Annotated in this window: 20 protein-coding genes; 12 read left to right on the plus strand and 8 right to left on the minus strand. The window is 62.4% G+C overall.

The window, feature by feature from the left end; translation table 11 throughout:
- Positions 1–2: 2 nt before the first annotated feature.
- Entirely contained in the window at positions 3–818 is an 816-nt protein-coding gene (locus CO671_RS11545; protein ID WP_097606029.1) for a CbbQ/NirQ/NorQ/GpvN family protein, read from the plus strand.
- A 3-nt stretch (positions 819–821) separates the two neighbouring features.
- Positions 822–2,708: a VWA domain-containing protein gene (locus CO671_RS11550; RefSeq protein WP_097606030.1), complete on the plus strand. Its 1,887-nt coding sequence runs from the start codon at positions 822–824 to the stop codon at positions 2,706–2,708.
- A 103-nt stretch (positions 2,709–2,811) separates the two neighbouring features.
- Here the strand turns inward: CO671_RS11550 and hemN are convergent, their stop codons facing one another.
- Positions 2,812–4,164, minus strand: a complete 1,353-nt coding sequence (hemN, locus tag CO671_RS11555) for an oxygen-independent coproporphyrinogen III oxidase (protein ID WP_097606031.1) — start codon at positions 4,162–4,164, stop codon at positions 2,812–2,814.
- A gap of 217 nt (positions 4,165–4,381) precedes the next feature.
- Here hemN and CO671_RS11560 point away from each other — a divergent pair, with 217 nt between their 5' ends.
- Genes CO671_RS11560 through CO671_RS11575 form a run of 4 tightly spaced genes read left to right on the plus strand, consistent with a single transcriptional unit; the run spans position 4,382 to position 6,856 of the window.
- Positions 4,382–4,666 carry a DUF2249 domain-containing protein gene (locus tag CO671_RS11560; RefSeq protein WP_097606032.1) on the plus strand — a complete coding sequence of 95 codons (285 nt, stop codon included), beginning with the start codon at positions 4,382–4,384 and terminating at the stop codon, positions 4,664–4,666.
- A gap of 18 nt (positions 4,667–4,684) precedes the next feature.
- Positions 4,685–6,034, plus strand: coding sequence for a hypothetical protein (locus CO671_RS11565; protein ID WP_245424973.1), 1,350 nt, complete (start codon positions 4,685–4,687; stop codon positions 6,032–6,034).
- 5 nt (positions 6,035–6,039) lie between these two features.
- Positions 6,040–6,570, plus strand: coding sequence for a DUF2249 domain-containing protein (locus CO671_RS11570; RefSeq protein ID WP_097606034.1), 531 nt, complete (start codon positions 6,040–6,042; stop codon positions 6,568–6,570).
- Positions 6,557–6,856 (plus strand): iron-sulfur cluster assembly protein, encoded by a 300-nt coding sequence (locus CO671_RS11575; RefSeq protein WP_170964967.1) that lies wholly within the window; start codon positions 6,557–6,559, stop codon positions 6,854–6,856. The genes CO671_RS11570 and CO671_RS11575 overlap by 14 nt, the downstream gene beginning before the upstream one ends.
- A 43-nt stretch (positions 6,857–6,899) precedes the next feature.
- Here the strand turns inward: CO671_RS11575 and CO671_RS11580 are convergent, their stop codons facing one another.
- Positions 6,900–8,114: an NnrS family protein gene (locus CO671_RS11580; protein ID WP_097606036.1), complete on the minus strand. Its 1,215-nt coding sequence runs from the start codon at positions 8,112–8,114 to the stop codon at positions 6,900–6,902.
- Positions 8,115–8,315: 201 nt separating this feature from the next.
- Between CO671_RS11580 and nirK the strand changes: the two genes are divergently transcribed.
- The 6 genes from nirK (at position 8,316) to CO671_RS11610 (ending at position 13,226) form a co-directional block, all read left to right on the plus strand.
- On the plus strand, positions 8,316–9,470 hold the full coding sequence (gene nirK, locus CO671_RS11585) for a copper-containing nitrite reductase (protein WP_097606037.1): 1,155 nt from the start codon (positions 8,316–8,318) through the stop codon (positions 9,468–9,470).
- A gap of 80 nt (positions 9,471–9,550) precedes the next feature.
- Positions 9,551–10,504, plus strand: a complete 954-nt coding sequence (locus CO671_RS11590) for an SUMF1/EgtB/PvdO family nonheme iron enzyme (RefSeq protein ID WP_097606038.1) — start codon at positions 9,551–9,553, stop codon at positions 10,502–10,504.
- Positions 10,505–10,506: 2 nt separating this feature from the next.
- The gene (locus CO671_RS11595; protein ID WP_097606295.1) at positions 10,507–11,202 is read left to right on the plus strand and encodes a Crp/Fnr family transcriptional regulator; all 696 of its coding nucleotides are present in this window, start codon (positions 10,507–10,509) and stop codon (positions 11,200–11,202) included.
- Between the two features lie 61 nt (positions 11,203–11,263).
- Positions 11,264–11,944 (plus strand): NnrU family protein, encoded by a 681-nt coding sequence (locus CO671_RS11600; RefSeq protein WP_097606039.1) that lies wholly within the window; start codon positions 11,264–11,266, stop codon positions 11,942–11,944.
- Between the two features lie 91 nt (positions 11,945–12,035).
- Complete coding sequence (locus CO671_RS11605; RefSeq protein ID WP_097606296.1) at positions 12,036–12,368, plus strand: hypothetical protein; 333 nt, start codon at positions 12,036–12,038, stop codon at positions 12,366–12,368.
- Between the two features lie 132 nt (positions 12,369–12,500).
- Positions 12,501–13,226, plus strand: coding sequence for a response regulator (locus CO671_RS11610; protein WP_097606040.1), 726 nt, complete (start codon positions 12,501–12,503; stop codon positions 13,224–13,226).
- A gap of 57 nt (positions 13,227–13,283) precedes the next feature.
- On the opposite strand, the gene rbsK is transcribed toward CO671_RS11610, so the two are convergent.
- The 6 genes from rbsK to CO671_RS11640 form a co-directional block, all read right to left on the minus strand.
- Positions 13,284–14,213, minus strand: a complete 930-nt coding sequence (gene rbsK, locus CO671_RS11615) for a ribokinase (protein ID WP_097606041.1) — start codon at positions 14,211–14,213, stop codon at positions 13,284–13,286.
- Positions 14,210–14,671 carry an RbsD/FucU domain-containing protein gene (locus CO671_RS11620; RefSeq protein WP_097606042.1) on the minus strand — a complete coding sequence of 154 codons (462 nt, stop codon included), beginning with the start codon at positions 14,669–14,671 and terminating at the stop codon, positions 14,210–14,212. Before CO671_RS11620 ends, rbsK begins: the two co-directional genes overlap by 4 nt.
- 43 nt (positions 14,672–14,714) lie before the next feature.
- On the minus strand, positions 14,715–15,743 hold the full coding sequence (locus CO671_RS11625) for a LacI family DNA-binding transcriptional regulator (RefSeq protein ID WP_097606043.1): 1,029 nt from the start codon (positions 15,741–15,743) through the stop codon (positions 14,715–14,717).
- Positions 15,744–15,759: 16 nt separating this feature from the next.
- A complete protein-coding gene (locus tag CO671_RS11630) occupies positions 15,760–16,671 on the minus strand; it encodes a carbohydrate ABC transporter permease (protein WP_097606044.1) in 912 nt (303 codons plus the stop codon).
- Positions 16,671–17,789, minus strand: a complete 1,119-nt coding sequence (locus CO671_RS11635; RefSeq protein ID WP_097606045.1) for a sugar ABC transporter permease — start codon at positions 17,787–17,789, stop codon at positions 16,671–16,673. Before CO671_RS11635 ends, CO671_RS11630 begins: the two co-directional genes overlap by 1 nt.
- 72 nt (positions 17,790–17,861) lie before the next feature.
- Positions 17,862–19,502 (minus strand): extracellular solute-binding protein, encoded by a 1,641-nt coding sequence (locus CO671_RS11640; RefSeq protein WP_097606046.1) that lies wholly within the window; start codon positions 19,500–19,502, stop codon positions 17,862–17,864.
- Positions 19,503–19,627: the final 125 nt, after the last annotated feature.

The raw sequence follows: 19,627 nt of genomic DNA on the forward strand, positions 1-19,627 counted from the left end.
AAATGACGATCGCGCTTAATCTCCCGCTCAATCCGAATGCGGGAATTCCGCACTACACCGCCCATGGCAACGAATGTGCGCTTTTCGAGAGCGCCTGGAGCCGGCAGTTGCCCATTCTGCTCAAGGGGCCGACGGGCTGCGGCAAGACCAGGTTCGTCCGCCACATGGCCGCGCGCCTGGGACTGCCGGTCTCCACCGTATCCTGCCATGACGATCTCACCGCCGCCGATCTGACCGGGCGCTATCTGTTGAAAGGCGGCGAAACCGTCTGGGTCGACGGTCCGCTGACCAAGGCCGTGCGCGAGGGCGGCGTCTGCTACCTCGACGAGATCGTCGAAGCCCGCAAAGACGTCGCCGTCGTTCTTCATCCGCTGACGGACGACCGCCGGCTCCTGCCGCTCGAGCGCACCGGCGAGCTCATCGAGGCGCAATCGTCTTTCATGGTGGTCGTGTCATATAACCCAGGTTACCAGAATCTGATGAAATCGCTGAAGCCCAGCACGCGCCAGCGCTTCGTGTCGATCGAGTTCGATTTTCTTCCCAGGGACCGCGAGATCGCGACCGTATCGATCGAAAGCGGCCTGGCCGAAAGCCGGGTGGCGCCGCTGGTGGACCTTGCCCGCCGGCTTCGCACGCTCAAAGGACAGGATCTCGAGGAAGGCGTGTCGACGCGCCTCATCATCTATTGCGCCACCCTCGTCGATGCAGGGATGCCGCTTGTCGAGGCGGTCAGAGCCGCGATCATCGAGCCGCTGACCGACGAAGCCGATGTGAAGGCCGCCCTTGTCGAAGTGGCCGCAGCGACGCTCGGCAGGTGAGCGATGCTCGAATTCCTGGAACTCGAGGAAACGGTCGGACGCGCGTGGCACCGCCTTGTCGGCGACACGCGCTCCTGGCCCCGCCATCCGCAGCATGCGGTCAAGCTGGCCGACATCAGATCGCAGCTGTCGGTCTGCTTCCGCGCCTTCGGCGGCGAGCCGACGGTGCAGATCCAGAAATCGCGCCAGCAGAGCTCGTCGCATCGGCTGCGTTTCCGCCAAGTGGTCGGCCTCGGCGAGGAGAGAAGCGATCATCCGACTTGGGACGGCAGCGCCATCCATCTGCCCGCCTCGATCGATATCTTCGATGACGAACGGCTGAACCGGGATCTCTATTTCTGGCTCGCGGCCTATATCGCGGTGGCTTCCGTTCCCGACCGCAGGGCGGACGACGCCATGCTGTCCGACATCGCCCGGATCGAAGCGGGGCGCGGAAACGTCGCGCGGGTGGTCGAGATTTTTCCCGGCATGCATGCCCGCCACCTCCGCCTGAGCGAGGCCATTCTCGCATGCCGAACCCGCGGCAGGCTGCCCAAGGCCGAGAGGCAGGTCGAGGATTATCTGCGCTTCGCCCTGGCATTTCCATTGGGAGACCGGCTGCCCAACCTTATCCGGCCGACGGCAGCCAAGGCGCCCCCAGGTTATCTGCCGATGCTGCCTGTCCCGATCTGGCCCGACTTCACCGGACGCGCGGAGGCTGCAACATCCGACCGCGAGGACCTCCCCTCCGAGGGTGGCGAGGCGGCCCCTGCCCGCTCTTCGCACCAAGCCGTCCGTAAGAAGGACGCCGACGACCGCAAGCGCGATCCCTTCATCCTCAACCGCTTCGAAAAGATCCTCGCCATGGCCGAGATGGTCAACGTCGACCGTCCGACGGATGACCGCGACGACGACGATGCCGGCGCGGCCGATGAACTCGACGAGATCAACTTGAGCGAAACACGTGAGCGGCCGAAGTCGAAATTCCGTTTCGACCTGGATCTCTCCCCGGAAGCCTCGGACGTCTCGCAGATCCACGGCGAATTCACCTATCCCGAATGGGATTACCGTAGAAGGCAATATATGGAGGATCACTGCCGCGTCCTCCTCGGCACCGTCCCGGCCGCCCAGCAGGCGACCGTCGCGACCGATCAGGCCATCGTGCGCAAGATCAGACGGCAATTCGAGACGCTCCGGCCGAAGCGGGAGCTCCGGAAGGCGCAGCTCGACGGCAACGACCTCGACCTCGAGGCGGTGATACGGGCGCGCGCCGATCTGCTTGCAACCGGGCAGCCGGATGACCGTATTTATGAATGCGCCCGCCCTGCCTCACACGAACTTGCAACGTCGATCCTCGTCGACGTCTCGTTGTCGACGGACTCTTGGGTGGATAACCGCAGGGTCCTCGATGTCGAGAAACAGGCGCTCGATGTCTTTGCGCGCGGCCTGGATGCCTGCGGCGACAGCTTCTCCATTCACACTTTCACGTCGAGACGCCGCAACTGGGTGCGCATCGACAGCATCAAGGAATTCGAGGAAACTTTCTCGCAGACGACCGCGAGGCGGATCGCCGATCTCAAGCCCGGCTATTACACGCGAATGGGCGCGGCCCTCAGGCATGTTTCGGGACAGCTGCACAAGCATGCCGCACGGAAAAAGCTCCTCCTCATCCTGACGGACGGCAAGCCGAACGATGTCGATCATTACGAAGGACGATTTGCCCTGGAAGACAGTCGAAAAGCGGTCGCCGAAGCCCGTGCGCTTGGCCAGGCCGTCTTTGCCGTCACCGTGGACCGCAACGCCGGAGACTATCTGCCGGCAATCTTCGGAAGGGCGGGCTTTGCCGTGATCTCGGAGCTTTCGAAACTCCCGGGCGCACTGCCGGCGATCTATCGAAACCTCACCGCCTGAGGGGATGAGCGAACAGGCCGGAGCCGCCCGACTGGCGCCTCCGGCCTGGTTTGATGTTCTTTGTTGTCATGCAAATCCGCCGCCCACTTCCGGGCGACATGCATCAGGCCGCCTTGCTGTGCGTGCGTCCGTGCGAGCCGAAATAGGCGTCGAATGCCGCCGCAACGGCACGGACCATGAAGCGTGCATCCTGGGATACGACAATCCGCTCGTCGCTGATCGTCACGACGCCGTCGGCTATGAGCCCGCCGAGACGGTCGTTGCGCTCGACAAGGAAGCCGGTGTCGAAGCCCGACCCGCTGCTCAATGTGCCGAGATCGGCTTCGAAATCGCACATCAGTCTTTCGATGATCTTCGCCCGAAGCTTGTCCTCTTCGCTGAGAAGATATCCCTTGGCGGTCGGCAGGACGCCGGAGGCAACCCGCTCGGCATAGAGGCCAAGAGGCACGTGGTTCTGCATATAGCCGGCCGGCAGCCGCCCGATCGCAGATGCACCGAGACCGATCAGGCTGTCGCAATCATCCGTGGTATAGCCCTGGAAGTTTCTTCTCATCGCGCCGTTGCGCGCGGCGAGCGCCAGCTGATCGTCCGGCAGTGCAAAATGATCGAGCCCGATGCGCTGATATCCGGCCTTCTGCAGCTCCTCGGCGATGGCTTCCGCCTGCTCGTTGCGCTGTATTGCGTCCGGCAGCGTGCTTTCGTCGATCAGGCGCTGATGCTTCTTGAACGCGGGTATGTGGGCGTAACCGAAAACGGCGAAACGTTCGGGACGCAGCCTTGCCGCCAACCGAACTGTTTCGACGCAGGATTGGACGGTCTGTTTCGGAAGGCCATAAATCAGGTCGAAGTTGATGCTGCTCACGCCTGAAGAGCGCAGGCCGACGACCGCCGTTTCCGTCTGCTCGAAGGATTGCAGCCGATTGATGGCCGCCTGCACAACCGGATCGAAACTCTGGACGCCGAGGCTTGCCCGGTCGACGCCGTTTTCGGCGAGCGCATCGATCATGGGGGCAGCCAACGTGCGCGGATCGATCTCGACGGCGACGCCGGCATCCGCCTCGAAGGTGAAGGCGCTCCGGAGCTTTGCCATCAGAGCGGAAAATTCCTGCGGCTTCATGATCGTCGGCGTGCCGCCGCCGAAATGCACGTTCTTGACCGGCACGTCGTTGCCAGCCGCAAAGGAGACGAGCTCGATCTCCTCCCTCATCACGTCAAGATAGTCGGCGACCGGAGCGTCTTGCCGGGTAATCGTCGTGTGGCAGCCGCAGTACCAGCACATCGAACGGCAGAATGGGACGTGGAGATAAACCGAAACCGGGCCGGCTTTTGCGATATCGGCGAGGCCACCGGCATATTCATCCGGCCCCACGGCGGCTGAAAAAGCCGGCGCCGTCGGGTAACTCGTATAACGCGGAAGTCGCGCATCGCCGTATTTGGCGATCAGATCATCGGACATTGTCGCATCCCTTTTCAAAAAGCAGGATGCTTTATGACCTCCGGCCGCGCCGGCTTCCTTGTCCCAAATCAATGATGATGTCTTAGCCAGGAATCATCCGGATATTTGTCCGCTGTCAAAGTCAGTTCTGCCGAAGCCGCCTAGGATTTCATTCTGACACGGGACGAGCCGCGGTCCGGTCTGTTCGAAGAGACGCGGCACAAGGAAACGAGCAAGAATGACTGAAACGCAAAACGTTCAGAACGAAACGCCCCATATCGATGTCCGTGTGCTGTCGCCGGTCGAGCGGCATCCCCGGATCTTCGGCACGCTCCATGCGCTGGCCCCCGGCGACAGTTTGCTGATCACCAGCGATCACGAGCCTCGGCCCCTGCATTATCAGCTTGAAACCGGATTTCCCGGCAAGTTCTCCTGGGATTATCTGGAGCAAGGCCCTGATATCTGGCGGGTGCAGATCACCCGGCAGGATGCCGGCTGCGATTGCTGCTGTGGCAGCCACTGAGTTCGGATCGGCGTGATGATGCCCGTCGGCACAACCCTGTCGCGTTGGACGATGGCCTATTTCGGCGCGGCGCTCTTCTTCCTGCTTCTGGCGGAAAGCCTGCTTTCGGCAGGGATCTGGGTGCCGTCCTCGGCGGTGGCCGAACCCCGTGCGCTCATTATCGTGCATTCGATAACGATCGGTTGGCTCGGCCTGCTGATGATCGGGGCGCTGCTGCAGTTCACGCCGGTGCTGACGGGCCTCGGCCCGCCGACCGGGCGGCTCGATCTGCCCTGCCTTGCCGGTACGGTCGCCGGGCTCGCACTTCTCCTATGCGGCTTCCAACTGATCGACGCGGGATCGGCCGCGGCCGGTCCGATCATGGTCGCGGCATCAGTGGTCTTGCTGGCCTCGCTCCTGTCGATCGCATTGGTGCTGCTATCCGGCCTGTGGCGCGGCCGGGCGGCCCATGCCGCCTCGCCGCTCGTCATACTTGCCATTGCATGCCTTGCGGTGACCGTCGTGCTGGGATCGCTGTTTGCCGTTACGGTGTCGGGAGTAACCGCAACCCCCGGCATCAGCGCGTTTGTCGTGAATGCCGTGCCCTTCCACGCGAGCTTCGGCCTCGCCGGATGGATGACCTTTGCCGCGATCGGCGTCAGCTACAAGCTGCTGCCAATGTTCCTGCTTTCCCAAGAGATGCAGAAATCACCGTTCGTCCGTGGCACGGGAGCGTTCGCGGCGACCACGCTCGGCGTTGCGACGGTCTCGACGATCTTCGAACCCTCGCTCGGTCAACGCGTCTTTCTGATTGGATCGCTGTTCTTCCAGCTGCCGATCGCGGCCTATCTGGTTGAGCTGTTCCTGACCTATCGGGCAAGACGCCGAAAAGCTCTCGAGCTGAACATGTCGGGATCCCTGCCCGCTTTCGTCCTGCTGGGCCTTTCCGTTCCGATGTTCGCGGCGGCCCTTGCCGGCGATGCCGGCCCGCAGATTTTCGCCGCGATAACCTATCTGTTCGTTTTCGGCTGGCTGACGGGGCTCGGCTTGTCCCAGCTCCTGAAGATCGTCCCTTTCCTGACCTGGATCGAGGCCTTCGGACCGCTTCTTGGGCGCCGGCCTACGCCGCGGCTGGCCGACCTTCTCAATGGGCGACGGGCTGCCGCCTGGCTTTATATCTTCTATCTCGCCGTCGTCGCATCAGCGACGGCGATCGCGGCCGGATCCGATGCCGGTTTCCGTCTTGCCGTCACGGCACAGACATTGGTTACCGCTGCTCTCGCCATTGAGCTTGTCCTGGCACGCCGCCTGGCGAATGTCGCCCCCGCCACAAAGGGCGCACCCTTTCAACAGCCGGCGCTTTTCGTCGCCGCCAAACCACAGAGGTAATGCCAATGGTTCAGCTCCGCGAACTCGACGTAAGACAGATCCTGCGCGACGGCGGCATGCCGTTTCAGCTCATCATGGATACCTTCGCAAGTCTCGATCCGGACGAGGGCGTGCGGCTTCACGCCATATTCGAACCCGTCCCGTTGATTCGCCAGCTGGAGCAGCGCGGCTATTCGCATCGCAGCCGGCGCCTTGCCGAGGACGACTGGGAAATCGATTTTGTTCCTCGTGAGAAACCGGGCACCGAAGCCGTCACGGCAGCCGCATCGGCGGAAGCGATCTGGCCGGAGCCGAGCTGGAACCTCGATCTGACCGATCTCGCGCCGCCGGAGCCGATGGAGCGCATCCTGTCGCGGCTGGAATCGATGGAAAGCGGCGAGGTGCTGTTTGCGCTTCTGAACCGCGAGCCGCTGTTTCTGTTCAATGAGCTGAAGGCGCGCGGCCATGAATGGATCGGGGATTTCGACGCCAGCGGCAAGATCTACAGGATCATGATCAGAGCGACACCCGCGAATGTTTCCGATGCCCGCGCATAAGATCTCCAGATCGGCAATCCTGGCGGCGCTGCGCGACATCGAGGATCCGGAGCTCGGAACTGACATTGTCGAGCTCGGGCTGATCTACGCTGTCGGCATTTCGGAGGATGGCGCCGTCAGAATAGAAATGACGACGACGACCCGCTTCTGTCCGGTTTCCGCCTTCATCGCCGAAGCGGTGAAGGTACGGACCGATGCGGTCGACGGCGTCTCGGCTACCATCGTCGAGATGGTCTACGATCCGGCCTGGTCGCCGGAGATGATGGGACGGCTGCCGAGGGAATAGATGCGCAGGCCGCCGCGTTTTTTAAACGCGGCGGCATTCGCCTTCATGGCTTTCTCGCGACAAGAGGTTTCCGGTCGCGGCAGAGGAACGGAGCATGTTCGAGCGCAAACAGGCCGAACGCCACCGTCCAGCCGATTGCAGACAGCAACAATATCTCCACGGTGACTGCGGGCAGCAATTCGGCCAGGGGCCGAAGGACAGCAACGGCGGCAAGCACGATGTAGGATGCGTTGGTCACCCGGCTCGATTTCAATTGCCGCCCCGTATGGCCGCGGCTTGCCCGCGTCATGACCGCCAGCATCATCAACGACATGGCGCCGATCGCGAAGATATGAAGAACGGCGACCTGGGAGAGGCCGATTGCTCCGAAGGCGACCGCGGCAAATCCCAAAGGGACGAAACCATAGGCGGCGTGCAGCACGAAAAGGATCGGTTCGGGCCAGGTCACCCAGCCCCGCCAGCGGGCGAGCCGGGCCGCGTTCATCACCGCTGCGGCGGCCGCCAACAAGCCGGTTGCGATGGAGTCGGGCCAGATCGCCCAGCTGGCGAGAGACACGGCGCCGGCAATGACGGTTGCGGTATCGAAGTGGTTATAGGGGACCGGGAAATCGGTGCGGCCGCGCTGATTGATCCAGTTTCGGGTGAAACTCGGCAGGATGCGCCCTCCGACGATGGTAACCAGCAGGACGTAGGCGCCGAGGCCGAGACGAATGGGAAGCTCCGGATTTCCGCCTCCGATCACCTGGATATGAAAGCATAAATTGGCGACCGACAGCACCGCGAGGCCGGCGACGACCTTGAGATCCTTCCATTTCTTTCCCGCCACCACCTCCCGCGCGCACAAGGCGAGCATGAGCGGCAGGAACAGGCTGTCGATGGCGGCGGCGGCTGTCACCCCGATGCCGCCGCCCGCCAACATGGCGATCCGGCCGGCGCACCACACCGCAAAAAGCACGGCGAGCGGAGGCCCTGATATGGGAAGGCGTCCGGTCCAGTTCGGAATTGCGGTGAGAAGGAACCCGGCGAGAACCGCAGGGGCGAAGCCGAAGAGCATCTCGTGCGCGTGCCAGTAGAGCGCCCCGTATTCGCTTGCCACGGGGACCCCGTAGTTCAGGAACGCCGCCCAGAGGCCGATGCTGGCGATCGCCCACAATGCCGCCGCCAGAAAGAAGGGGCGAAAGCCGTAAGAGAAGAGGACCAGTCCGGAGCGGCTCATTCCTCGCGGCGTCCTGGTCTTCGCGTCCTTGGTAATCTGCATGATCGATGTCTCCATTTTGATCACACAGAAATGCGCGGGCGCAAGACAACAGTCGTTGAGATTACGCAAAGATGATCCGTTGAACTTTGTGCCGGCACAAACAGCCAGTTTGCGCCACGTCAAAGATTTCCGTCGGCTTTCTTCTACTCTCCCCTTCGACAGGGCGGCGTCCGCTCAGTCTTCGACTACAGGAGATTAGAAATGACAAATACTCTGCAAATGACCCGGCGCAAGATGCTGACGGGTGCTGCTGTTGCCGGAGCGCTGACGCCAATCATCGTATCCAGCGCCGCGCATGCCAATGAAGAGGCCGCCGCGGCCGAGGCTCTCAAGACCGTCAAACAGACGAAGGTCGACCTGTCGAAGCTTGCCCGCGAGAAGGTCGAGCTCGTCAAGCCGCCCTTCGTTCATGCGCACAAGCAGAAGGCCGAGGGCGGACCGAAGATCAAGGAGTTCACGCTGACCATCCAGGAAAAAAAGATGATCCTGGACAAGGACGGCACCGAGATCAACGCCATGACTTTTGACGGGTCGGTTCCCGGGCCGCTGATGGTGGTGCATCAAGACGACTATGTCGAGCTGACCCTCGTCAACCCCGACACCAATACGATGCAGCACAACATCGACTTCCATGCCGCAACCGGCGCGCTGGGCGGCGGGGCGCTGACGGTCGTCAATCCCGGTGAAAGCACCGTTCTGCGCTTCAAGGCGACCAAGGCCGGCGTCTTCGTCTATCACTGCGCACCTCCCGGCATGGTGCCGTGGCACGTCACGTCGGGCATGAACGGCGCGATCATGGTCCTGCCGCGCGACGGCCTCAAGGACGGCAAGGGCAAGCCCCTCGTCTACGACAAGGTCTATTATGTCGGCGAACAGGATTACTACATCCCGCGCGACGAGACGGGCAAGTTCAAGAAATACGACAGTCCCGGCGAAGCCTACGAAGATATGGTCGCTGCGATGAAAACGCTGACGCCGACGCACATCGTCTTCAACGGCGCGGTTGGGGCGTTGACCGGGGACAATGCGATGACGGCCAAGGTCGGCGAAACCGTGCTGATCGTCCATTCGCAGGCCAACCGGGACACGCGGCCGCATCTGATCGGCGGGCATGGCGAATATGTCTGGGCGACCGGCAAATTCCTCAACCCGCCCGACACGGATCAGGAAACCTGGTTCATTCCCGGCGGCACGGCAGGTGCTGCCCTTTATACCTTCGCTCAGCCAGGCATCTATGCCTACGTGAACCACAACCTTATCGAGGCCTTCGAGCTGGGGGCGGCGGCCCACTTTAAGGTGACCGGTGAATGGGACGACGATCTCATGACCTCGGTCAGGGCACCGTCGGCAAGCTGACCAGGCGGAGGGGGCGGTGCGCGGGTCAGGGGCGACCCGCGCACCATTCTCATTTTGGGGGCGCTATCTGCGAAAATATCATGGCCCGCAATGCAGCGATTGAACCAGTTTCAGGCATATCCATCGCAATTCCTCTCGTGCTGTTCGCGGCCCTCTCGGCCGCGGTCGCGGTGCAAGCCGGACTCGTTGCGACGGAGGGCCGCGGCGTGACTGTCGCGCCGCCGCAGACAATCGTCATTGCGCCGCACCGTTTCACCTATCGTGACGCCAGCGAATATTTTCACGACGGCCTGGCCGTCGACGCGCCCAAACTCGACATGAACGTGATTTCAACACTTGAAATCATGAAGTTCCAGACCACGCTTCGCGATTATAATCGCTGCGTGGCCGATGCCATTTGTGCGCCGGCCGAGAACCGGGACGAGGCTCCGTCGCGGGAAGAGACGCCGGTGACCGGCGTGAGCTACGACGACGCGGTCCTATATGCGGCCTGGCTGTCGGAACACACCGGTGTCCAATGGCGGCTGCCGACCGATTTCGAGCTGGCCTATGCCGCCGCCGACCGTTTTCCCGACGACGCTCTCGGCATAGACCCCAATGATCGCAATCCGGCAAACCGCTGGTTGGCTGATTACGAGCGCGAAGCGCGCAGAGCGGCCGCAATCGACCCGCGGCCACAGCCGCAAGGCTCGTTCGGGATCAGCCAAACCGGTCTGGTGGATTTCGCCGGCAATGTCTGGGAGTGGACGTCGACCTGCAACAAGCGAGTTGAGCTCGGCCGGATCGGCCGCGTCGAAGAGCCCGACCCCGAAAGCTGCGGGATCATGATCGCTGCCGGCAAGCATCGCGCCCCGATGAGCAGTTTCGTCCGAATTCCCAAGGGTGGCGGATGTTCCGTCGGCAGTCCGCCCGACAATCTCGGCTTTCGCCTCGTTCGCAGCCAAGGATTCCTTGAAAGCCTGAAAGACCGGATGCGCAGAGCAATGACCGAAGTGTTCGATCCGGCGACGAGCCTCCACGGCAGAACAGGATGACGATGAAAGTTGACCGGACGGTTTTGAAGTCGCTGCCGCTGTTTGAACGAATGACGGACACGGATCTCGACGCGATGCTGCAGCATGCCGCACCGCGCCGCGTCGCCCAGGGTGACGCGGTTTTCGAACAGGGCGCCCGCGCAAAGTCGTTCTTCCTGCTCCTGCATGGTCGTCTGAAGGTGACGCAGGTGACGCCGGACGGACAGCAGATCATCGTGCGGATGGTGCATCCGGGTGATTTGTTCGGCTTCGCGATGGCGTTGCGCAGGGAAGACTATCCCGGGACGGCCGTAGCGGCGGCCGAAAGCCTCGTCATCAGCTGGCCGACGGATATGTGGCCGCGCTTCGTCGATCAGAATCCCCGCCTAGCCGTGACAGCGATGCAGACGATCGGCCAGCGGCTGGAGGAAGCCCATACGCGCATTCGCGAAATGTCGACCGAGGAGGTGGAAAAGCGGGTGGCGCATGCCGTCCTGAGGCTGTCGAAACAGGCGGGGCGGCCGGTCGGAGGCGGCATTCGCATCGATTTCCCGATATCGCGCCAGGATATTGCCGAAATGACCGGAACGACGCTGCACACCGTGTCGAGAATTCTGAGCGCCTGGGAGGCGAAGGGATTGGTCGAAGGCGGCCGGCAGAAGCTGACGGTCACCGATCCTCAGAAACTTCTCAATCTCGCCGACGGCAAGCGGGATTGAAGTTGCCGCCATGCCCGCACGGCCCTTGGCAAGTTTCACTGCGAAACCAGGAGAATGAGTTTTGGCCGAGTTCCTTGCCGCCTTCGCACTCTTTGTCGCACTCCATTCCGTTCCGGCGGTTCCGGCCATTCGTTCACAGATAATCCGACGCGTCGGCCGCCCGGTCTATTTCGTCGGTTACTCTGCCGCTTCCACGCTCGCGCTGATCTGGGTTTTTTCCGCCGCACTGGCGTTGGACTATATCCCGTTGTGGGAGGTCAGACCCGGCAATGCCGCGATCGCTTTTGTGCTCGCCCCCTTCGGTATCTTTCTCGTCATCGCCGGACTTTTGAGCGCCAACCCGCTGTCGATCACATTGAACCGGTCGGCGACCCTCGGCGCCGTCACGAAGATCACCAGACATCCCGTCCTGTGGGGGTTCGCCGCCTGGGCGAGCGGCCATATCGCCGCCAATGGCGACCTGCGCTCGTTGCTGCTGTTCGGAGGGTTTGCCGTGTTTGCGCTGGCTGCGATCCCGATGACCGAAAAGAGGTCGAAACGACGCCTCGGCGGGTCCTGGGCAAGCCTGGCCGACCAGACCTCGATCTGGCCGTTCGCCGCCTGTTTCAAGGGCGAACAGCCGACGCTCGATATGCCGATGTTGCTCGCAAGCCTGGCAAGTATGGCTTTGGTCCTGTGGCTGCTGTTTGCAGGCGGCCACAGCGCGATGTTCGGCGTGGATCCCCTCGCCCTCTTCACTTGATCGAGGTCAAAGCATCTTTCAGCCGGGCCTTTAGCTTGCAGAGAAATCTGGCGGCAGCCGCGACGACTAGCCAATGATCCGGAGCGATAAAATGCCCTATGAAATCGTCACAGCAAGCCTGGACGTCAAAGACAAATCGGGTCGCATCGAGGTGCGCTTCGGGCCTGAGATCAAGACCCTCGTGGTCTCGCGGCGCGCCCTGCTGTCGGTGGCGTCGCCGCCGCGGGCAACGGAACTCCGCCTTCGTCAGCACGTCGATACCTTCTGCCAGATCGCTGCACGCCGCCTCGCCTCTGCGAGCGGCGACACGCTTCGGATCACCGCCAATGATGTCCGCAGATGGCTCTGCGCCTGGCAAATCTCGGAAAGCCCGGTGCCAATGCAGGCGGCTCGCCATCCGCTGCACGACGCCAGATCCGGATGATCTCGGCCGGATCGGCTGCCGGCTTCCGATGAGGACAACGGACCACGTGCTGGTGACACCAGCTTGAAGGGCATGTTAAAGACAGTGCCATTGGATACGATCTGTAACGAGCAACGGCTTGGCGGATGGACGATGGCAGCACCGCAGCATGACGCGCATCTTCTCGTCGTTGACGACGACCCGCGCATTCGCCAGATGTTGACGCGCTATTTCGAGGATGAGGGTTATACGGTCTCTTCCGCTGCCGACGGCGCCGAAATGCGCGTGCGCCTGCGCCAGCAGAATTTCGACGCCGTCCTGCTCGACCTCGTTCTTCCGGGCGGCGCGGACGGCCTTGACCTTGCCCGCGAAATCCGCGCCCAGTCCGATGTGCCGATCATGATGCTGACGGGGCGCGACGACGTCGTCGACCGAATCGTCGGTCTGGAGGTCGGCGCCGACGATTATATCGCCAAGCCCTTCCATCTCCGGGAAGTTCATGCCCGCCTGAAATCGATCCTGCGCCGCCGGCAACCTTCCGCGCGCAGCGCCGAAGCGGCCGGCGAGGAGATCATCGGCTTCGAGGAGTGGAAACTCAATCTCAGCCGCCGCCAGCTGCTCGACCCCGAGGGCACGGAGATCGAACTGACGACCGGCGAATTCGATATGCTGACGACCTTCGTGCGCCATGCCGGCCGGGTCCTGACCCGCGACGTGCTGATGGACCTGACCAGGGGCCGAAACCTCGAAGCCTTCGACCGGACGATCGATGCCCAGATCGTCCGGCTGCGACGCAAGATCGAGACGGACCCGAAGAAGCCGCAATTCATTAAGGCAGTGCGCGGCGTCGGCTACGTCTTTACCGCAAGACTGGATTGACGGTTTCAGCGGAGGGTGGTGGCTTCGCTGCTCCTTCGGGTTCCTCGCATTCGTCGCTCATGCCGACCGCAGCAGTGTGTCGATCTCGGCGCGTGAAGGCATGGCGGGGGCGGTGCCGGGGCGTGTGACCGCGATGGCAGCGGTCGCGCAGCCGAAACGCACGGCTTCGCTTGGCGCCTGTCCTTCGGAGATCGCCGTCGCGAACCCGCCGAGAAAGGCGTCGCCGGCACCGGTTGTGTCAACGACATTTCCCGCGGCAAATGCGGGGACGAATTCGCTCTGCCCGGCGGCGTGATAGTAGGCCCCGCGTGCGCCGAGCGTGATGATCACCGCTTGCGCCCCTCGATCGACCAGTGTGCGAGCCGCTGCACGCGCCTGCTCATCGGTTTCGATTGCGTGGCCCACCAATTCCGCTGCTTCGACTTCATTGGGGACGATGAAATCACACAGGCCGTAGATGCTGTCCGGGATCGCCCGCGCGGGCGCCGGGTTGAAGATCGTCGTCGCCCCTGCCTTTTTCGCCATCGACAATCCATGCATGGCGGCCTCGAGCGGCTGTTCGAGCTGGGTCATGAAGATGGCGGCGCTTTCGATCTCCGCCCGGTTCGCATCGACATCCTCGATGCCGATGAGGCCCGCCGCACCCGGCGCGACGATGATGGCATTGTCGCCGCTCACCTCGTCGACGAAGATGAAGGCGGCGCCGCTGGAAACGCCGTCCATCTTCATCACATTGGCTTTGACGCCGGCCTCCGCATAGGCTGAAAGCGCCATCGCGCCGAACGGGTCGTTGCCGACCCGTGAGATGAAGGTCACCTTGCCGCCCGCCTTTGCCGCCGCAATTGCCTGATTGGATCCCTTGCCTCCCGGCCCGAGGGTGAAACCGGAGCCCATCAGCGTCTCGGCAATATGGGGCAGGCGCTTTGCCTTATAGGCAGTGTCGGCGGCAAAAATGCCTAAAATGACGATCCCGCTTTTTTCGCTCATCGGACCGCCTCCTCCGCCGGGATGACGCCCTTGGTCAGCAGGAAACATCCATAGAACCGCAGTTCCCCCGTTGCGATCACGCAATAGGCCTGCTTGGCGATGTCGTAGAAGGCCATGCGTTCGACGGGATACATCGGCGACGGCTTGCCCTCGGCGCGATCGACAATCGCTTGGACTTCCTGCTGAATCGGCGGAATTTCATCGGGCTTGCCGATCACTTCCATGCGGCCCACCGACGGCTGGATCGGTGTGTCCAGCGGCAAGACCGACAGGACCGCGTCGATTGCCTGCGGCGCGGGAATGTTTTCCATGGTCAGCAATTTACCGAGACGCGTCTGGCGGGCTATCGAATCCGATGGAAAATTCATGTCGGAGATGACGAGATAGTCGCCGTGTCCCATGTTGCAAAGTGCTTGCAGAATGTCGCCGTTGAGCGCGGCCCGAATTCCTTTGAGCATTGATCTTCCATCCTTTTCTCGTCGCCGGAGCACCGGCCGTGCCTCAATTGGTATGTCCTGTTATATCCGCCTTGGCTTGCGGGCATGGGCCGCTGGAACCGCGCACGATCAGCGATCCGTCGACCGTTTCGTCTGCCGTGCCCGGCGGCTCCGCCAGCAGAAGGCTGACCGCGCGCCGTGCCAGCATGTCGGCCGGCTGGCGTATGGTCGTCAGCCGCGGCACCACCAGATTGGCGAGCGAAATGTCATCGAAACCGGTGACGGATAGTTTTCGCGGCACGTCGATCTTGAGGTCGCGGGCCGCGCGTAATGCGCCGATCGCCTGCTGGTCGCTGGCGGCCGCGATCGCCGTCGGCCGGTCCTGCGCCGGGCGCGAAAGCAGGGTACGGGCAATTCTTTCGCCGGACTCGTAGTCGAATCTGCCGTAAGCGATTTCCAGCTCAACGGCCTCACCGGTCTTGGCGAATCCGTCCATGCGGCTGACGAAGGCCTCCTTGCGCATGCGCCCTGCTTCGGTGTCGGTCGGGCCGGCAATATAGGCAATGCGCCGGTGCCCCAGCCCATAGAGATGATCGGCAACCAGCGTGGCCGCCTGCGCATGGTTGGTCGACACCAGGGGAAAGGTGCCGAAGCGCCGGTCGAGCGATATGACCGGGACCGACGCCGGCAGATCAAGACCGGAACCGTCGCTCGAAGCCACGACGATGATGCCGCGCACCGCCCGGTCGAGAAAGGCCGAAACGTGGCTCTGCTCCGCCTCGCTGTCGTTATGCGAGCTTGCCAGCATCAGGCTGTGCCCGCATTCGAGCGCCGCACGCTCGACGCTTGCCGCAAGCTGCGCAAAAAAGGGATTGGTGATGTCGGGAACGACGAGGCCGATGACGTCGGTTCTGCTGGTGCGCAGGGCTCTCGCGGTGACGTTCGGCCGGTAGCCAAGCGCCGAAATGGCGTTGTTGACCTTCTCGCGCAGCACCGGTTTGACCGCGGCTTCGCCCGACAACACGCGCGAAACGGTGCCCACGGATACGCCCGCATGTTCGGCAACGTCCTTGACTGTCGGCATCTTCGCCATGTCTCACATCCCGCAGCTATTTTACGGCGCCCGCGGTCATCCCGGCGATGATATGCTTTTCCAGCACGACGCCGACGACGACCAGCGGCAGGATTCCGGCGGTGGAAAGGGCGGCCATCGACCACCAGTTGATGCCCTGGCTGCCTGTCTGGCTGGCGATCATCACCGGCAGCGTGTTGGTATTGGTGGAAGTCAGCAGCGCGGCGAAGAAATATTCGTTCCAGCACAGGATCAGCGCCAGCAGGAAGGCGGCCACCATGCCCGGCAGAACCAGCGGCACGATGATGCGGGCGAACGCGCCCCAGACCGACAGGCCGTCGACCAGGGCTGCCTCCTCGAGCTCCACCGGTATGGTGGCGAACTGGTCGCGCATGATCCAGACGACGATCGGCAGGACCATCAGCGTATAGACGGCGATCATGCCCGCATAAGTGTCGAGCAGCGCCAGTTCCTTGTAGAGAACCAGGAACGGCAGGGCGAGGACGACCGGCGGCATGATGAGCTGCGACAGGAAGAAAAAGGAAATGTCGGAATTGCGCATATGGCCGAACTTGTAGGAAAAGCGGCTGAGCCCATAGGCCGCCAGCGATCCGAGCACGACCGCAAGAGCGGATGCCGTGACCGAGATGATGACGCTGTTCCAGAGCCGGCGCATGAATTCGTCGCGCACCGTCGATACCTGCGAGATGGTATCGGGGGAGAGCCCGAGCGAGCGCCAGCCGAGCCAGCTGGGGGTAAAATTGAACCAGGGGATCAGATTGCCGCGCATGACATCGGCGGCTGTTTTGAACGAGGTCGAAACCGTCCAGAACAGCGGGAAGATGCAGACACATGCCCAGACGACGAGCAGGCCGTAGACGGCAAATCGCATGGCCCACCAGCGAATGCGCTGGCCCCGCCCGTATTTTTCGAAATCGATGCGAACCATCAGAGCCTTCCTGTCATCCGCTTCACGATACGGTCGGAAATCTTCATCAGCCCCGTCATCCCAATGACGATGATCACCAGATAGACGAGCGCGAGCAGCGTCCCGTAGCCGACATTCGAACGGTCGCGGTATTCGCGATAGATGAAACTGGTGACGGAATCGGTCGCCCCGCCCGGGCCTCCCGATGTCACGGTAATGATGATGTCGGCGAGCTTGAGCTTGAAGATAATACGGATCATCACCGCCGTGACCGACACCGGCAGCATCAGCGGGAAAATGACCTGCCAGAAGCGCTGCCAGCGGGTGGCGCCGTCGACTTCGGCCGCCTCCAGCACCTCCCGTGACAAGGCCTGCAATCCGGCGAGCAACATGATCATCATGAAGGGAATGAAGGTCCAGGCATCCATGATCATGATCGAAAGCCGCGCCGTCAGCGGATCGCCGAAAAACGAAGGGTTTTCCCAGCCGAGCCAGCGGGCCAAGCGCGCGATCGGGCCGAAACGGGTCTCCAGCATCGACTTGCCGACCATCCAGCTCACGGCGACCGGCGACAGCATCAAGGGGACGAGGAAGGTGACCCGCCAGAATTTCCGGGCAAGGATTTCCTGGTTGAGGAGCAGCGCCAGGCCGAATGCGATCGCATATTCCACGACGATCGCCAGGGAATAAAGGATCATGTTGAGCAAGGCGTTGGCATAGAACGGGTCGGCGATCATCCGTCGCACATTGTCGAGCCCGTTGAAGCGCCGCCCGGCGGAAGAGGCGAGGTTCCAATCGGAAAAGCCGATCCAGAGCGCAAAGAGCAATGGGAAGACCACCATCGACACGACGAAAAGCGCGGCCGGCAGAACAAAAAGCGCCTTCTTGCCGGCCTCGCCGTAAATGACGACGCGCGTGACGCAAAGAACTGCGGCCCAGAGGAAATAAGCATAGAGGACGGGTCGCCAGTTCGCAAAACCCCATTCGGTCCAGCCGAGTTCATGAACCCCCTGCAAGACAAAGGACGCTATGAACCATGCGGCGCTGAGCCACAGAGCCGCGCGGCCCCAGAAACGGCGGCTCGCGGAAATGGAGCCGGCTTCGACCGTGTGCAGCAGGTCGCCTTCGACTGTCGACATGATATTCCTCGCCCGGATAGAAAAGGCGCCGGCGGAATCGCTTTCGATCCGCCGGCGCGTTTGGTCAGAGGGTCAGAGCCCGAGGCTCGCCCGATAGAGTTTCAGCTGGCTGTCGCGGCCGATCTGGTCGGTGATCTTTTCCCAGGCGGCTGCAATCGCATCGGCGGTTTCCTGCGCCGACTTGTACTGTCCGGCAAAACCCTTCGCCAATTCGTCCTCGGCGACGGAGTAATACTGGAAGATGCCGGGGATGCGTGGTTCGATCGCGGCGTTCGGATGGTTGTAGCTGTCGGCGTTCGAACCGAGATAGTCCTCGATATAGGCGCGGTCGTAGCCTGCCTTTTCCCATTCGTCGTAGTTGAAGTTCGACTGACGGTAGGGCTGGAAGCCGGAGGGATAGGCCGACGTCCACAGCGACAGATCCTTGCCGCCGAGATGGGCGGCAGCGGACCAGGCCGCCTTGCGCTTCTTCTCGTCGCTGGAGACCTGCTTGGTGACGTAGATGCCCCAGCCGATATAGGCCATGTTGGGCGCTTCGTTATACTTGTCTTCCCATTGACCGGTCTTGCGGTTGTAGACGCGGTCGGAGCCGCGGTTGATGCCGAAGCCGACCACGTCGCCGACGACCGAGGTGTCCGAGGTGCGCGCGCCGGAGCCGACGTCGCCCCACCACATCAGCATTGCGCCGGTGCCGGCCAGGAACTGCGAGAAGGCCGTGGTACCGGGATCGGCATTGATCTGATCGGCCGGATAGGCCTTGGCCGCGATCAGATCCAAGACGTCCTGGATCGCCTGGACCCATGCGGGATTATTGACCAGCGGCTTCATGTTGTCAGGATCGAACAGCCAGGCCGGGTCGCCCGGATATTTGGCATAGGCGGTCGCGCGGTTCTCGATGAAATAGAAGCCGAAACCGCCCCAGCCCTTCAGCGGATCGAGATAGCCGTAGGCCGGCTGGCCGGTCAGCGGATCGGTTTTGCCGATCAGCGCCTTGGATGCTGCGTTGACCTCCTGCCAGGTCTTCGGCGGTTCGGCCATGCCGCTGATCGAGCCCTCGCCGAAGTAATCCTTGCGGTAGGCGAAGGTGTGGCAGTCGCCGTCGATCGTCACGCGATAGGTCTTGCCGTCCCAGGTGCCGACCGGGGGCTTCAGGTAGCTCACCAGGTCGTCGGCTTCGATCTGCTTTGCCGCCCAGTCGGGCATCTCGTCCAGAAGCCCGCGTCCGGCTGTGTCGCCTTCGAAGGGGGCGCCCATTTCGAGAATGTCGAAATCGACAGTGCCGGTCGCGATCGACTGCTGAAGGCGGGCATTGTAGTCGGCTTGCGCAAGGTCGATCCAGTTGATCTTGGCGCCGGTATAGGCTTCCCAAGGCTTCAGAAAGCCGCGGAACAGGAAGTTGTGCAGATTCTGGTTGTTGAGCCCCATGAAGGTCAACTCGACACCGGCGAATTCGCCCTGCTTGACATTGGTCTTGGTCGGGCCGAGGCAGAGTTCGCCGACCTTCTGCCAGTCTGCATCCGTCGGCGAGCCCTTGCCGACCCCCGGTATCTGCAGGATCTGGGCGCGCAGATCATCGGCAGCGAACGCCATCCCGGGAATTCCGCCGACCGCGCCGGACAGGCCGAGCAGTGCTGCTGCACTCGCCGTTCCGCGCAAAACGTCGCGGCGGCTTGCCTGACGGCGCATCAGTGCATCGTATATTTCGACTTTCATGTATTCCTCCTCCACGCTTCGTTGGGCTGCCGCCAGCCGGTCTTTCCGAACTGGTTCCGGTCCGATTTTTGGGACTGGTCTCGTGCAGAACTATCTGGTAAGCAAGAAAATGAAACGTTTCATAA

The organism is Rhizobium sp. M10 (genome assembly GCF_002531955.1).
In the GTDB taxonomy this organism is placed as follows: Bacteria; Pseudomonadota; Alphaproteobacteria; order Rhizobiales; family Rhizobiaceae; genus Rhizobium; species Rhizobium etli_C.